The following is a 15,362-nucleotide window of genomic DNA, read 5'->3' as shown; positions in this document are numbered from 1 at the left end:
TGTATTCAAATAAGGGCAATAATATTTTGGAGGCAGCAATGTTAAATAATTTGAAAAATTTATTCTCTAGAAAAACGAATAGTAAGGAAAAATACAATGAGAAACATGTAGAATGGGTTCCCTTTACAGGTGATCGACTAACGGAAGCTCATGGTCTGTATATTAGAAACTTGGTTGCTACGGCTGGGGATGTAGATAAAGGGCGAGAGATTTTCGGCGCAGGTACGCACAAGTATCAATTGGGACCAGTAATATCTATAGCTGAAGTAAGAGCATTTGAAGAAAGATACCAGATCATTTTGCCGAAAGAGTATGTCTTTTTTCTGACGCAGGTAGGTAATGGCGGTGCGGGACCGTATTATGGAGTAACAACATTGGAGAAAGTCATTGGTTCAGGAGAGCACACTGCTGCTGTCGGTAGAGAAGCATTGATTGATAGGAAGCTGAGTAAAGAGTACTGGAAGCAAATAATGGATGAGACAGAAGACGATGATGATTTATATGATGAAGCAATGGACCAGTTATACGGCGGGATGCTGAATATTGGTACACAAGGCTGTACGTATGACAATCTATTGATGGTAAGTGGCTCGGAAATAGGTAAAATCGTTTATATCGACTGGAATCTAGATCCTGATTACGGTCCATATTTAACAAATATGACATTTTTAGAGTGGTATGAGAACTACTTTAAAGAAATCATTCAGGGCAATAGTACCACCTCCTATGGGTATTTCAGATTGGGAAGTGAGGAAGAGTTAAAACATGATTACCCCACTGCTGATAAAGAAGAAAGATATGATATTTTGAGAAGTCTCTATCGATTTTCAACAATTTCCCCTAGTACAATCACATTCATTCAACAACGAGATGATGAAGAGTTGGATGTATTGCGTTTAGAGCTGTTACTGAAATTTGATGAGATCTCTGCGATGGGAATGTTTGATCGACTGCTTGAGGGAGGAAATGTCTCAGCAGCAGTTGCTTGTGCACGACGAATCCCGGAATCTGTGAAAAACGAGTATTACGTTGCTATGGCAAAACTGCTGTGGGATAAAGACTTGCAAGGGAAAAGCCAAGTTATTTTCTTCATGAAGGAATGCAGTGTTTTTATGGGAAAAGATTTACTGGCTTTTGCTATGGATGAAACGGTAAAAGAGGATGAACGAAAAACGGCAGTTTGGGCTATCAGCCATGCCAAAGATCATATGGACTATCTAAATGAATTTATTCTTTGGATGGAGAGCGATTCTTATTGGGTTGCCCATGCGGCACTACAAGGGATGGCACGTGAACAGCATCCTGAGTTAGTCAAAGCTTATTATCAGATGTGGGAAAGGTACAGCAATGATCAGATGATGCGTTCAAACCTAGTGATTGCATTTGAAAACAACGGTATTCAGATTGAAAAAGAGAATGCTTGATGTTGAGAATTTTTTATGATGATCGGATATGGGACCAAATAAGTTCATTGCTAAATGGGTTCTTGACATTAGATAGAACAAACTCTAAAATAAATAGTATTAGCTCGGAGGGCAGATCATTCACTGAAATGATGCGCTGGATAAGACAACGGATTGAGATATCTGTTGCCTTATCCGGCTTTTTTTATTTTAAAGGAGGATAATCATGAATGAATTTTTAGAGGGAAAAATCAAGAAGGTCTATTTTCGTTACCTGTCGGCGGCCTTTGGCAGTGCGCTGATCACGTCAATCTATTCAGTTGTAGATATGGCAATGGTCGGACAATATCAAGGACCTGATGGTACTGCGGCACTAGCAGTAGTTGCTCCAGTATGGAACATTATTTACAGTCTTGGACTGCTTATGGGTATCGGGGGTTCAGTCATATTTAGTACGATGAAAGGGAAAATGGCAGGTGTAGATGAAGTAGAGAATGATTATTTTACAGTCGCTGTCATTGGCTCAGTTATTTTAGCTGTTCTTGCATGGGGCGGTTTCATTTCATTTGAACAATCTTTACTACAACTGTTTGGTGCCAGCAAAGCATTACTGCCATTAGCGCAGCAGTATCTGCTGCCGATAAAGTTTGTTCTACCATCGTTTCTGTTTAATCAAATGCTGGCGGCTTTTTTAAGGAACGACGGCAGCCCGGGACTTGCTACGACGGCAATTCTTGCCGGCGGTGTATTCAATATGTTTGGCGATTATCTTTTTGTCTTTACCTTTGATATGGGGATTTTTGGCGCTGGCTTAGCTACTGCCATCGGTTCGGGAATTTCATTCCTGTTGCTTCTGACCCATTTTCTGACTAAGAGGAATACGTTGGTGCTGAGGAAACCGAAAAATGTTATGAGGAAGCTGAAGGAAATTACTGTGATTGGGTTTTCTACATTTTTTGTTGATGTTGCGATGGGAATCGTGACGATTTTGTTCAATCGACAAATCATGAAATATTTGGGGACAGATGCCTTGTCGATCTACGGTGTCATTGTGAATATCAGCACCTTCGTACAATGCTGTGCCTATAGTGTCGGACAAGCAGCTCAGCCGATCTTATCCGTTAATTTTGGGGCTAAGAAAGGAAATCGAATCAATGAAACATTGAAGTATGCGTTGGGAACTGCCGGATTTTTCAGCCTGTTTTGGACATTGCTGAGTTTAGCAGCACCATTAATGCTGGTGAAAATCTTTATGGAGCCAAGTCAGGAAATCATGGCGATAGCACCAGATATTATTCGCAGTTATAGTTTGTCTTTTATTTTTCTGCCATTCAATATTTTTTCTACGTATTATTTTCAAGCCTTGATGAAGCCAAAAGCGGCATTCATCATTTCAATCGCTCGTGGTTTGGTAATTAGCGGGAGTCTGATCTTTCTACTTCCGGCATTTCTAGGTGCGGGTACTCTTTGGTGGGTCATGCCGATCACAGAGTTAGTTACCGCAATCTTTGCATTGGTCATGATGAAGCGTTATATGAAGCAAATGTCTCATTCGATGTCTTCCTTGAGTACAGAATATTTGGAGCAAGGGGCTTCTTAGTCTATTTCTGGAATAACTGTATTCGTATTATGCCTATTTCTTAAAACGAATAATCAACTTTTGGAGATGACCTATTTTTATCCAGACATATCTGGATAAAAATAGGTTGGATTAGATCCACCCTTAATAGAAAAAACAGACAGAGGTTCTATTTGAGCCGTGCTGTCTATTTTTTTATCTTGATTGCTTAAGCATAGTTTTTGCAAACAAACTAATTTTTTTCATAGCTTTCTGAAAAACGTGACCTTCACAGGCTGGCAAAATCCGTATACTAAGAGTATATCCAAAAGAAATAACAGGAGGAAAAAATTATGAAATGGCATAAATATACAGCAGATGATGTAATACAAACACTAGATAGTTCAACGAAAGGCTTGGACAACGAGACGAGAAAGCAGAAGTTGGAGCAGGAGGGAACTAATACCCTATCTGAAAAAAATCAATTGAAGACATGGCAGAAAATCGGCAAACACTTTGTTGATTTGCTAATGATCGTATTGATGGTGGCAGCTGTCCTAAAGGGAATCACAGGAAGCTATGTTGAGATGGGAATCATTCTGGCAGTAGTAGTGATCAACGGTTTGATTGGTTATCTGCAGGAGCGTAAAGCTGAGGAATCATTGAATGGTCTGAAGCAGATGATGGGGCAAGAAGCGGTCATTCTTTCAGGAAGCATTAGGAAAACAGTAGCTTCTGAGGAGTTGGTGGTCGGTGATATCGTCCTTTTGAAAAGCGGCGATGTCGTACCGGCAGACGTACGTTTGATTGAGACGCATGACTTGGTTATTGAAGAGTCTGCCTTGACAGGAGAGTCTCTGCCTGTAGAAAAACAGACAGGTATTCTTGAAGAGGATACACCTCTGGGAGATAGAACTAACATGGCATTCTCGGGAACCTTAGTACAAGATGGCTCAGGAACGGGTGTAATTGTTGCTGCTGGAGATGCTACGGAAATCGGACAGATCAATTCAGCGTTGCAATCTGTGGAAAAACAGACGACGCCATTGATTCGGAAAATGAACCAGCTGAACAAGCAGATATTCAAGGGCTTGATTGGGTTTATCGTATTCTTGATTTTCTTCACGACGCTTAGGCACGGAATGGATGTCAGTTTGCTGCTTTCTTCTGTGATTGCTCTGATTGTGGCAGTTATTCCAGAGGGGCTACCGGCTGTTTTGACCATGATCTTATCAATGGGCGTAAAAGAGATGGCTGAGGAGAAGGCAATCGTTAAAAGTATGCCGGCAGTAGAGACATTAGGATCGATGACAGTGATTTGTTCAGATAAAACGGGAACCTTGACGAAGAATGAAATGACAGTCGCTGATATTATCCTGCCAAAGGGTGCACCTACAGCTTCCACAGATGAGGAAACGGAGCTGACAATCACCTCGATCATGAACAACTGTCAGGATTTGAAGCTTGCAGGCTCTCAATCTGTGACAGAGCTGAGTGGAAATCCAACTGAGCTGGCTTTGCTGAAGTTTGTGGATGATAAGCCTGTTCCTTTCTTAGAGAAAAAGGATAAAATCCCTTTCAGTTCTGCTTACAAGTACATGGCAACTGTCCATGAGCTGTCAGATGGTAAGGATGTGTTGTTCGTCAAAGGAGCACCAGAGGTATTGTTGGAAATGGCACAGTTGGATGAGGCAGAGAAGAACTACTGGAAAGCTCAGGCGGCTGAGCTGGCTCAGAAGGGACAACGGGTTCTTGGCTTTGCGATGAAGCATGTATCAAAGGATCAGGAGCTTAATCATGATACGTTGACTGGTGTGGCAATGGCGGGACTGGCGGGGATCATCGACCCGCCGAAGGAGTCTGCTATTGTTGCTGTAAGAGAAGCCCTTCAAGCTGGGATCGGAGTAAAAATGATCACTGGCGATCACAAGGATACAGCAATCGCAATTGGCAAACAAATTGGTCTGAATCACACAGCGTATGCATTGGAAGGGAAAGATGTAGATCATCTTTCAGATGAAGAGCTGCAAAGACAAGTAAAGAAAGTAGATATTTTTGCTAGAACGACACCTGAGCATAAGCTGCGGATTGTTACAGCTTTGCAGAAAAACGGCGAGGTAGTAGGAATGACAGGTGATGGCGTGAATGATGCTCCAGCTTTGAAGAAGGCGGACATTGGGATCGCGATGGGAATCAAGGGCAGTGAAGTAAGTAAGCAGGCAGCCGATATGGTCTTAGCTGACGATAACTTTGCTACAATCACCAGAGCGGTCAAGGAAGGTAGACGAATTTTTGACAACTTGAAAAAGACAATCAACTTCTTTTTACCAACCGCTTTGGCACAGGGCTTGATTGTGATTTTTGCCCTGATGACTAATCTTCCGCTCCCATTAACACCGGTTCAGATTCTTTGGGTAAATATGGTTACAACAATCACGCTATCCTATGCACTAGGGTTCGAGCCGGCAAATGAGAGCATCATGAAGCGCTCACCACGTGATCCTAAGGAGCCAATGCTTTCAGGTTACAGCATTTTCCGAATCGTCTATGTTTCCTTGCTAATCACTGTTCCGGCTTACCTGATTGCCATGCAGGCTGAAAGCCAGCTGGTTCAGCAGACGATGCTCTTACAAAGTATTGTACTTGCACAGGCGTTTTACATGCTTAACTGTCGTGAGCTTCTTGACCCATCGATCAATAAAGCGATGTTCAAGAACAAAGCAATTTTCATCTCTCTGGCATGTTTAGCTGTACTACAGGGAATCGTTTTACTTGTACCGATAGCACAGCAAGCAATTGGACTTACAGTATTGACGACATCTCAGCATCTCTCTATCCTGTTAAACACTTTTGGGATCTTCCTGATTGTGGAGCTGGAGAAGCTAGTGACTAAAAAGATTAGAAAGAAAAAATCAAAGGAGGTGGTGGCGTAACTCACGGCGCACATAGTACTAAGGGGAAGAATACGCTTGTCACAATTGCACAGGATGAATGTCATTGATGAAGTTACGAAGGAATAGGGAAACACAATATTACACATAAACTAGATGAACAGCGGACTGTGACGTTTTTATAGAAAACGGGAAACAGGGGCGCAGACTCTGTCATTAAAAACAACTCAGGAAACACACACACATACTTCTTAGCAATCGGCACCCGGAAATAATTTCATGGGTGCCGATTGTGTTTATTATTATGTCAAACGAACTTCTCCTTGATACAAGAGAACAGCTCCATTAAACTGTAGGAAAGGCTGGATTCTAAGAGGAATGGATTCAATGAAGGAGGAATACATACGATGGCATATGATAAAGCAAAGTGGCATTTTGATGCGGCGGATTTTCCAAAGGGGATTGAGATTGAGCAAGGCGGTGTTCATATTGCGTTCTTTTATCGTTGGATGCTGGAAAATAATTTTGTCGGAGAAGATCTAATGGATGATATGGCAGAGGAGGTACAATCTGTTAGAGAGGGAAATCACAGTGCACTGGATTTGTTGTTTGAATTCAATGACGGTGTTTTATTGGCAGAAGATTTTGATGATGCTGGCGTAGCTTTTGCGGATCAATATTATGAGGGAAATACTATGTTTGCCGATAAGTACAGCTCTTATCTAGCCGATTATGGAACACTGATGCTGGAGTATCTGGTCGGCGTAGAAGAATCAGATTACGGCATTATTTATTCTGACGAAAATTATCAAAAAGTGAAGGAGATCATCGACCGGCGCTACCAAGAGTTTTTACAGCTTGAAGCAACTTCATGACAGGAAAAAATGATTGAAGCAGTAGGGGAGGAGGAATTTTGTGAAAATCCATTATTTGGAAGAAACACATATCGATGCAGCAACGGCACTCTATATTTCAGTGTTTACTAAAGAGCCGTGGAATGAGGAATATGAGTCGAAGGAGCAGGTAGAAAGATTGATCAAAAATTTTCTGACACAAGCTTGTTATCTGAATTTTATTGCAGTTGAAGACAATGAAGTAATCGGACTGTGTCTTGGATTGAAGAAACCTTGGATAGAGGGTATCGAATATTATATCGATGAATTTTGTGTTAAAACAGAGTTGCAGGGAAAAGGCATAGGTAGTGCTTTTTTAGCTCAAATCGAAGCAGAAATCCTACAATTAGGTATGGATGGGATGATGCTGAATACGGAAAAAGGTGTTCCTGCGGAAAAATTTTATCTTAAAAACGGATTCCATCAGCTCTCAGGATTGATTGTGTTGGGGAAATAGGAACGATTGGTCGAAGATAAATAGTGTTTAGGGAAATGATAGCAAGCTGTTTCCCTAAACACTATTTTTTGATGTTCTTTACAAATAAAATGGCAGAATCAGTTCTCTCAATTCCTGTAACTCATTTTGAGTAGGAATGGAGGAAATATAGATGAGCGTCTGTTCATATTTTTCAGTCAGAGGATAGTTGGAAATAATAAAATCATCATCCCTCAATTGAGATTTATCAAGACCATCTGTATTGATTGCTTGTACCTGAACCCTATTCCCGGCGAGGTCCTGTATTTCTCTGAACAGAAAATTTTTCCATGCAGGCTCTCCTTGAAAAAGAAAGTAAGCAGTGATCTGCTTGGGACAGACAAGATACAGCGCTTCTTGAACTAGTAACGTGATAGTATTCAATACATAGCTTGAGTGAGGGAGATAAGTCAGCTCGTAGCTGGCTATTTCTTCTCGAATCAGCTGATAAAGCTCTGGAAACTGCTGCTGACTAAATGGAAACAGCTCCTGGTACTCCAATAAAAATTTATCAGATAAGCGTCGTGATTCGTAGTATTTCAACAAGAACAGAACGAAATTATCCAGTAAAGGAGAATCATCAAGCTTGGGTTGATTCAATCGTTCAATCAACTGGTTCATGAATGTTCTGCAGGAAGAGAAAAGAGATACATAGTTTTTATTCAAAATCTCTCTTAGTTCCTCCGTTGGTGGTGCACTGTAATTCCAGCTCTCCATAAAAGCGAAAAAAGCAAAAAACGACTCAGTGGATTTCAGATTTAGCCCTTCTGAGGCGTATAATTTTTCCAGCTCTTCTTGGTATAACTGAAAAAGCACATCTTTCTTTTCAAAAGTCATCTCCTCGATCAAGCAGCCTGTCTTTATACGGATCGTGTTGATGAAAAACCAGCAAGTCCCAAAAACCTCTTCGGTATCTACTTTCAGCATTGTTCGATCGATTCTCCGCAAGAAATGAGCATAGTTTGCTTGGTGGATCGGATATTCATCGAAAAAGAAATTATTATGTGTAAAGGGCAAAAGAAGTCGATGGTAAAAAATACGAATACTTGATTCTTCACCAATCCATTCAAAGGAAGTCGCGGATACTTTTATTTTCAGTTGAAACATCTTTAATTCCTTATTCAGCTTAGCTAAATGACGCTTCAATGTTTCAAAAGAAATTCCTTGTGAGAGCAGAAAGGATTGAACTTGAACACTCTTTGAAGAAAGCAGCTCTCTGACGATTTGAATGCTGATAGAGTCCTTCATAAAATATTCCCAGACTTCGTTTGTTGTCGCATGTTCGGTGGAGATAAGGGAAAGTCCGTTGTTCCCATCAGCTTCCAGTGTCCAGCCTTCAGGCAACTCCATTCTTAACCCTTGTATATCATTGAATACGGTACGCTGTGTTGTCTGAATTCGTTCAGCCAGCTCTTTTGCCGTCAATTGGGGATGGTTGACCAGGTTTTCCAGGAGTTCCACTTTTCTGCGGATATCCTTTTCAGTAATAAGTCGTTTGGCTAATGAATACATCAGGAGTCACCCTCTCTATTGGTTACTCAAATTATACGTTGTTTATTAGAATGACTCAATCAATATCTGTTGTCAATGCAAGGGCTCGAAATATTCCTGACTGAAAAGAAACCTGTCGGTCAATACAAATCAAAGTTGCCTGTCTTGCGCATATATGTCTCCCCATATTTCAATATCACGGTAGTCAATAGGATCAGGAAAGAGTTTATACCGAAGAAATATAACGATTCAACAGCAAAGCTCTGTTTGGTAACCAGCAGGTTGCGCAAGAAAATAATCGTATAAGACAAGGGAAAGACTGAACCGATAATGCGGATCAATATAGGAGAAGCTGACAATGGGACCTTCACACCACTGAAGGCTTCCTGCGGACCTTCTAAAAAGACATAAAGAATCGTTCCATCTCTCAGAATCACAAAGAAGCTGACAATAAAGGCTCCCCAAACTAATCCGCCAACGCTTATCAGTATAGCGGAAAGCAAGACTGTCAAAAGACTGCGGATGGTTATCCCTGTGTACCACAGATTCCCAATAATGAACAGCAGCAAGAAAAACCAAGCATTACCAAAAAGCATGGCGAATGTTCGACTGTACAGCCACTTCAGCTTGTTGACGGGCGTCATGAAAATCTGGCTAAGAGTCCCTTGCTGTCGCTCATAGCCCAGACGCCAAGCGCTTTGAACGATATTTTGGAAAAACGTCAGGGCACAGTAGCCGATAAAAACAAAATACAGCAATTCCTTTTGGGAATGAATCCCCGCAATTTTTAAGGATTCGATAGGAAAAATCTGATAATTATATCCTAGCTGAATAAAAGAAACCACAGGCCATAGGATCATGGAAAACAAGTAAAAGCTATTGATACTATCATTCAAAAAAGTTCGTCGTAATTCGGCTTTAAACAGGACTAGATTCTTCATGTTGCTCTCCCTCTTTCCTTTGAAGCCAGTAATGCTGTTTCTAAGGTTGGATTAACAATCTCTATTTGCAGTACCTCAATGTTTTTATCTGAAAAGAAATTAATGATTTTACGCAAATCAGGCTGGTTGGTAAATAAGCGAATTTCTAAAGCATCATTCTTTTCACTTATTTCAAAGGGTTCGGACCATTGTAAAAGATAGCTATGAATGGTTTCTCTGTCCAGAATTGGAAGATTGAAAACGACTTGTCTGGTCAAATCCAGCTGAGAAAAAATTTCTTCTTTGCTTCCAGATAATAAAATCGTCCCATTATCAATAATATAAATGTAATCACAAAGCTCTTCGGCTTCCGCCATATAATGAGTGGTCAAAAGAATCCCTTTGCCTTCTTCCTTAGACAGACGTTTGATGGTTTGGCGTAGCTCTTTGGCGATTTGTACATCCAAGCCCAAAGTCGGTTCATCTAAAAAAAGATAGTCTGGGTCATTGATTAGCCCTTTGGCGATCTGCAGACGCTGCTTCATTCCCTTTGAAAATTGCTCCACAGGGATATGACGTTTTTCCCAAAGGTCTAATTGTTTCAGCAGCTGTTCGGAACGTCTATCGATTTCTGATTTTGACAGCTCGTAGAGTGAGCCGAAATACTGTAGATTTTCCATCGCATTCAGACGCCAATAGATATTTCGTTCCCCGCCGGCAATCATGTTGATGCGTTGACGTGTTTTTTTCAGCTGTTGATTGATATCTTCGCCGTCTAGCAGAATTGTTCCGGAATCAGGCAATAGCAGGGTGGTCAGCATTTTGATCAGCGTTGTCTTTCCAGCGCCATTTTCTCCCAGTACTCCAATGATTTTACCTGGTGGAATAGTTAGTGAGATATCATTTGTTGCCTGCTTTGTCTGCTTTTCACTTTTGAAAAGTCCTAAGCGAGTTTTTGTGGTGTAATGCTTATAAAGGTTGACTGCTTCTAACATAGTTTCACTCCTATTCAAAAATGTAGCTGATGATTTTCTGCTCTGTTTTTTTGTACCAATAGAGTCCGGCAATCAGGTAAAGCAATGAGCTGATAAAGCCTATAGCAAACAGAGCCGGCAGCTGATTGTATCTTTCGGGTTGGAAACAAAGGATACGAAAGGCTTCTAATGCTTGTGTGAGCGGCAGCAGTTCTCCAACCATCTGTAAGGCTTTTGGCAACAATTCCTTTGGAAAGGTGATGCCTGCTACAAGATAGATAAGAATGAACAGGGTGTTTTGACTAATGTATGTATCTCTTAGCTGCAGCATGATGTTGGCAAGAAAAATACTCATACCAAAAGATACCCAAATTGTAAATGTGATCCCGATAGCCCAAGCCCATAAGCTGATTGCTGAAAAATCAGCGCCTAATAATTTGCTGATCCCAAAAAGTGCGGCGAACTCCAACAATGTTCGCCACAGCTGCTCCAAGAAGACACCGGAAAAATACTGGAAAATCTTGTAAGGAGTGATCAGCAAGCTCATCAGTGTTCCCTCACGAACTTCTGTAATTAATGCACGCCCGACATTCATCAATGTGGCAACACCCAAATTATAAAAAAGAATACCAATTGCCGCATAAGTAAAATAGTGATCTATCGTTATGTAACCGACAGTCACTGCATTGACCTGATTGCTGAAAAGAAAATTAGCAATCAGCCAAATGCTGATCAGCTGGAAGGCCGATCCTAAAATTCGATTGACAAATAATGTGAATGGAAAGTAACGACGATACATTTGCCAGTTTCTGCGAATGATTGCAAACAAAAAATCACCTTCTTAAATAAAATTAGACAAACATCTAATTAGATGTTTGTCTAATTTTATAATTGGTGTTCTTGAAAGTCAATAGTCTTTTATTTTGATCTGTTCTAAATAGTCCTGTGTCTGGCGAAGAATCCGTTTGTTGATACCAAAATATTTTGTATTTCCTTCACGATATTCCATCAGTAAACCAGCATCTCTCAGTTGTTGGATATGATGGGAAATAGAAGCAGGGCGAATTGCTAGAAGCTCTGCCAATTCTTTACCGGAGTAGCTTCTTTGAAGCAGCAGCTCGATCAGTTCTAGGCGTGTCTCATCTGCAAGAACCTTCAAGGTCTTAACCGCACGTGCTCGAGAGATTTTAACTTCTCCCGGTCCGGCAAAGGTTACAGGGAATGTTAATAATTGTTTGGAAAAATCCTCTGAATGAGCGATAACGGGAATATGGTACAGTTTTGTAGGAATCAAGACAGCCGTTCTCGGTTCAGGAAATGCTGGTAAAGGTTTACCTGTAACCGTGCGCAGCATCTCTAGATAACTCGATTTTTCTGTAAGGGCAGTCAGCCAAGCTTCCGCAGCTTGAAATTCTTCAGTAGGTATAGTTACCTTCTTTAGAAAATTTTCTTGCATGATCTCCGTCAAAAGCAGTTCTGCTGTCTGAAACATTTCTCGTGGTTGAGATAAAAATTCTCGAAAGCCTGCTTCTGTTTTGAACCCAGAATGGGCTTTCTCGAAAGAAAAATTCCCCTGTGTGATTTCTTTTTGTGATAAACCCGGAAGCAATTTTTTTAAAAGATCTGCTATCGATAACTTATTAATAGCAGTAAACAGCTCATTCAAATTATTCTTATCAGGTACTTCACTGAGAAAATCCCAAAGAAACAGCATAGGAAAATACATCTGATTTTGCTGATTCAAAAAGCGCTCATAGCGCTTGGACCAGCTCAAAAGTTCTTTTTCTGAAAAGAGCTCAAGAAGCTCATCGGTCCTCTTTTTAGCTAAATAGGAAGCAGTCAATGCAGCTTCGCAAATCAAGGATTGTTCGATCGTTATTTTCACTGATAGGTTCACTCCTCAGCGGACAGTAAACTTCATTTCTATAGTGCCGCTTATCTATTTGTACTGTTGTGTAAAAATTTTCTTCAACGATAAGTATTCAACTAAGATTATAAAGGATTTTTTTCAACTTTACTATCTTGGTTATTTTTAGTAAAGAGAGAGACGACTGTTTTTAGGCAATTAGAAAGTACTTAAGATATGTCCTAGAACATTTTTCAACATGATATACTCGTATCAGAATCATAAAAAATTTTACAACTGCACAAAGAGAAGCATTCAAATGAAGCGGTTGTTTACAACTTGGCAATAACTGTTCGTTATTCTTAAAGTATCAAGAGGCGGCTTGTTGGGTAAGCAGCTTTAACGATCAAAAGAATAAGCAACAATGAAATCAAAGGAGGAAAATATTATGAAAAAAATGGGGCTTTGGAAAAAGCTGATAATCGCAACGGTGACAATTTGTGCTTTGTTTTTCGGTGGCGTCACACTTGCTCAAAATTTGTCAGAGCAGTCCATAATGACAGCTACCAACGATCAGGAGATAGAAGAAGCAATAGCAAGATCACAAAAGGAATTTGAAAGAATCGATAAGATGTCTGTTCGAGAATATTACGTCGATTATTTAGACTATGATCCACGGATTGTAGTAGATTTTGAAGAGAAGTATAAGGTGGATGCCAGCCAAACCAAAATGAAGGATGTTGATCGAGAAAGAAACAATTATCTGATGGCGCTGACTTCTTTTTATGAGAATGGGAATCAGCCGATCCTTGCGAAAAATGAAGAGAAGGAAGATGGTCAAGTTATTATTGGAGAAAGCGGGGAATATGCCTACTCCTTAGAAACCTTATCCAGTGACGTGGCAGCGTTGTCTGATGCAATTGATTCTGAAACACCAATCATTGAAATATGTGTGAAATATGGTGTTGATCCAGATGGAAAAGTTCGTGATTTGAGTCCTGAAATCATTATGGAAATCGATCAGAAGTTGTTTGAGATATCTGATCACCCGGAATAGGCGGGAAAGGAAAAAAGAAATGAAAACTATTTTGATCGTTGAAGATGAAGTAAAAATCAACAAGCTGATATACAGCAGTTTAACTGCTGTCGGCTACGACTGCTTCCAGGCTTATTATGGCATGGAAGCTCTTGCTGTTTTAAAGAAAGAAGTAGTGGATCTGGTTATTCTGGATATACAATTGCCGGACATTGATGGCTTTTCTTTAATCAAAAGTATGAAGCAAGTCCCTGTCATCTATCTAACTGCCCGTTCTGCTATTGAGGATAGAATCCGTGGGTTGAATATTGGTGCGGAGGATTATATTATTAAGCCCTTTGCTCTGGATGAGCTGATTGCCCGTATTCAGGTTGTTTTACGGCGTTTTAATTCTGAGGAAGAGATTTTTAGCTGGCAGGATTTGGTGGTGAACTTTGAAAAGTACACAGTCCAACTGAATGGAGAACTAATCAATCTGAAGCCGCAGGAATTTAGTCTACTTGAGGTTTTCATTCGCCATAAAAATATGGCGTTGACACGAGAGCAGTTGTTGCAGCTGGCATGGGGCTTTGATTACTTAGGTGACGAGCGAACAGTAGATGTCCATGTTCAACGGCTTCGCAAAAAACTACAGCTGGATAAACAGCTGAAAACAGTATTTAAGCTTGGCTATAGATTGGAAGTGGACTAAATGCAATTATGGAAAAAGAACTTTTTCTTTGTAGTGGTGTTGTTTCAAGGTATGCTATTTGCAGGTCTGTTCGCTTTTGTCAGCTATAGCTTTCAGCAGTCTTTGATCAAGGAAACAGCGCTATTTAAGCAATGGATGGAAGAAAGCGAGTTCCTCATATCGAAGTTAGCAGAAGAGCCTACTTCTGGTTTTACTCAAGAACTAGTTCAGGTAATCAATGAGCAGCAGCAGTTTTATTTTAAAATATCTAATCAAGATGGTATTCTTTTCTCTTCCATTCCAAAGTATGTTTCTTTGGAAGAGATGCAGGAAATCGAAAGATTCTCAATCAAAAAACGAAGTAGAAAAACCTATCTTTTTTATTGTACATCGAAGAGAATTGAAGGTACTGAATTTGAAGTTCTTTTCGTTAAGGACAGCTCGTTTCTCTATTTGGAGCAGAGAGAAAGAATTATATACAGCTCATTGTTTGGTGTTCTGTTTTCTATATTCCTCAGCGTGATTATCTATTGGCAGATGAAAAAAATCTATAAGCCGGTTCAGAATCTTTCTCATGAATTACGAACACCATTAACCCTTATATCAGGTTATTCAGAGTATTTGATGCGGATGAAAACAACAGAGGAAGAGAAAATGACAATGAGTCAAGAAATATTTCAGGAATCACAGCAGCTGCAAGAGGTGATAGAGCAGTTATTGATCATGGGAGACCTAACTGATGGCGAGCTGAAGATGGAGAAGCTTTATGTGAGTGAATTGATTCAAAATCTGACCCATAAATATCCTAAGCTGAAGCTATCTATTTTTGAAGAAGTAGAGGTTTGGGGCAATCGTGTACTCTTACTGCGGTTGTTTGATAATCTTTTGGATAATGCGTTCAGAGCAGCCGGTGATACGGAGGTTCAGCTGATTATTTCAGGAAAGAAAATTGAACTATCCAATTCAGGTGCTAGGATTTCGGAACGACAACTGAGAAAAATGAATCGTGGGAAGAAGCTTTCTTCATCAGAATATGGGGGATCTGGGCAAGGTTTTTTAATTTGCCGGGAAATTGTTTTACTGCATCATGGAAAGATAACGATACAATCTGACGAACGAAGAACCAACGTTTTTATAGTCTTTTAAAATATATGGCTAAAAAGGCAAGTGAAGAAGTGTTTTTCAACTAGCATAGAGTTGAAGTG

The 15,362-nt window shown here is 40.2% G+C and carries 13 protein-coding genes; 8 read left to right on the top strand and 5 right to left on the bottom strand.

Going from position 1 to position 15,362, the window contains the following annotated elements:
• The first annotated feature begins 38 nt into the window (after positions 1-38).
• From I6N96_RS07590 to I6N96_RS07570, 5 genes are all read left to right on the top strand, one after another.
• Positions 39-1,424: an SMI1/KNR4 family protein gene (locus I6N96_RS07590; RefSeq protein WP_209556962.1), complete on the top strand. Its 1,386-nt coding sequence runs from the start codon at positions 39-41 to the stop codon at positions 1,422-1,424.
• A 205-nt stretch (positions 1,425-1,629) separates the two neighbouring features.
• Positions 1,630-3,003, top strand: coding sequence for an MATE family efflux transporter (locus I6N96_RS07585; RefSeq protein WP_209556961.1), 1,374 nt, complete (start codon positions 1,630-1,632; stop codon positions 3,001-3,003).
• Between the two features lie 311 nt (positions 3,004-3,314).
• Positions 3,315-5,894 (top strand): HAD-IC family P-type ATPase, encoded by a 2,580-nt coding sequence (locus tag I6N96_RS07580; protein ID WP_209556960.1) that lies wholly within the window; start codon positions 3,315-3,317, stop codon positions 5,892-5,894.
• Between the two features lie 365 nt (positions 5,895-6,259).
• Positions 6,260-6,727 (top strand): DUF7832 domain-containing protein, encoded by a 468-nt coding sequence (locus I6N96_RS07575; RefSeq protein WP_209556959.1) that lies wholly within the window; start codon positions 6,260-6,262, stop codon positions 6,725-6,727.
• Between the two features lie 40 nt (positions 6,728-6,767).
• On the top strand, positions 6,768-7,202 hold the full coding sequence (locus tag I6N96_RS07570; RefSeq protein WP_209556958.1) for a GNAT family N-acetyltransferase: 435 nt from the start codon (positions 6,768-6,770) through the stop codon (positions 7,200-7,202).
• Between the two features lie 78 nt (positions 7,203-7,280).
• Here the strand turns inward: I6N96_RS07570 and mafR are convergent, their stop codons facing one another.
• The 5 genes from mafR to I6N96_RS19935 all read right to left on the bottom strand — a co-directional run bounded on the left by mafR (position 7,281) and on the right by I6N96_RS19935 (position 12,490).
• The gene (gene mafR, locus I6N96_RS07565; protein ID WP_209556957.1) at positions 7,281-8,732 is read right to left on the bottom strand and encodes a global transcriptional activator MafR; all 1,452 of its coding nucleotides are present in this window, start codon (positions 8,730-8,732) and stop codon (positions 7,281-7,283) included.
• 119 nt (positions 8,733-8,851) lie between these two features.
• Complete coding sequence (locus tag I6N96_RS07560; protein ID WP_209556956.1) at positions 8,852-9,652, bottom strand: ABC transporter permease; 801 nt, start codon at positions 9,650-9,652, stop codon at positions 8,852-8,854.
• Positions 9,649-10,626 (bottom strand): ABC transporter ATP-binding protein, encoded by a 978-nt coding sequence (locus I6N96_RS07555; protein ID WP_209556955.1) that lies wholly within the window; start codon positions 10,624-10,626, stop codon positions 9,649-9,651. Before I6N96_RS07555 ends, I6N96_RS07560 begins: the two co-directional genes overlap by 4 nt.
• A gap of 10 nt (positions 10,627-10,636) precedes the next feature.
• On the bottom strand, positions 10,637-11,434 hold the full coding sequence (locus I6N96_RS07550) for an ABC transporter permease (protein ID WP_245186881.1): 798 nt from the start codon (positions 11,432-11,434) through the stop codon (positions 10,637-10,639).
• Positions 11,435-11,512: 78 nt separating this feature from the next.
• Positions 11,513-12,490 carry an ArsR/SmtB family transcription factor gene (locus I6N96_RS19935; RefSeq protein ID WP_209556954.1) on the bottom strand — a complete coding sequence of 326 codons (978 nt, stop codon included), beginning with the start codon at positions 12,488-12,490 and terminating at the stop codon, positions 11,513-11,515.
• Between the two features lie 409 nt (positions 12,491-12,899).
• Between I6N96_RS19935 and I6N96_RS07540 the strand changes: the two genes are divergently transcribed.
• From I6N96_RS07540 to I6N96_RS07530, 3 genes are read left to right on the top strand one after another with little or no spacing between them, the layout of a single operon-like run.
• Entirely contained in the window at positions 12,900-13,508 is a 609-nt protein-coding gene (locus I6N96_RS07540) for a hypothetical protein (RefSeq protein WP_209556953.1), read from the top strand.
• A 19-nt stretch (positions 13,509-13,527) separates the two neighbouring features.
• On the top strand, positions 13,528-14,178 hold the full coding sequence (locus tag I6N96_RS07535) for a response regulator transcription factor (RefSeq protein WP_209556952.1): 651 nt from the start codon (positions 13,528-13,530) through the stop codon (positions 14,176-14,178).
• Positions 14,179-15,303, top strand: coding sequence for a sensor histidine kinase (locus I6N96_RS07530; protein ID WP_209556951.1), 1,125 nt, complete (start codon positions 14,179-14,181; stop codon positions 15,301-15,303).
• Positions 15,304-15,362 lie beyond the last annotated feature (59 nt).

The organism is Enterococcus larvae, from assembly GCF_017830045.1.
Lineage (GTDB): Bacteria > Bacillota > Bacilli > Lactobacillales > Enterococcaceae > Enterococcus_L > Enterococcus_L larvae.
Note: the sequence above shows the minus strand (reverse complement) of the source record. Positions and strands in the feature narration are given on the sequence as shown.

Coding starts and splice junctions, on each gene's coding strand:
- I6N96_RS07590 (WP_209556962.1), top strand. CDS start 39: ATGTTAAATAATTTGAAAAATTTATTCTCTAGAAAAACGAATAGTAAG.
- I6N96_RS07585 (WP_209556961.1), top strand. CDS start 1,630: ATGAATGAATTTTTAGAGGGAAAAATCAAGAAGGTCTATTTTCGTTAC.
- I6N96_RS07580 (WP_209556960.1), top strand. CDS start 3,315: ATGAAATGGCATAAATATACAGCAGATGATGTAATACAAACACTAGAT.
- I6N96_RS07575 (WP_209556959.1), top strand. CDS start 6,260: ATGGCATATGATAAAGCAAAGTGGCATTTTGATGCGGCGGATTTTCCA.
- mafR (WP_209556957.1), bottom strand. CDS start 8,732: ATGTATTCATTAGCCAAACGACTTATTACTGAAAAGGATATCCGCAGA.
- I6N96_RS07560 (WP_209556956.1), bottom strand. CDS start 9,652: ATGAAGAATCTAGTCCTGTTTAAAGCCGAATTACGACGAACTTTTTTG.
- I6N96_RS07555 (WP_209556955.1), bottom strand. CDS start 10,626: ATGTTAGAAGCAGTCAACCTTTATAAGCATTACACCACAAAAACTCGC.
- I6N96_RS07540 (WP_209556953.1), top strand. CDS start 12,900: ATGAAAAAAATGGGGCTTTGGAAAAAGCTGATAATCGCAACGGTGACA.
- I6N96_RS07535 (WP_209556952.1), top strand. CDS start 13,528: ATGAAAACTATTTTGATCGTTGAAGATGAAGTAAAAATCAACAAGCTG.
- I6N96_RS07530 (WP_209556951.1), top strand. CDS start 14,179: ATGCAATTATGGAAAAAGAACTTTTTCTTTGTAGTGGTGTTGTTTCAA.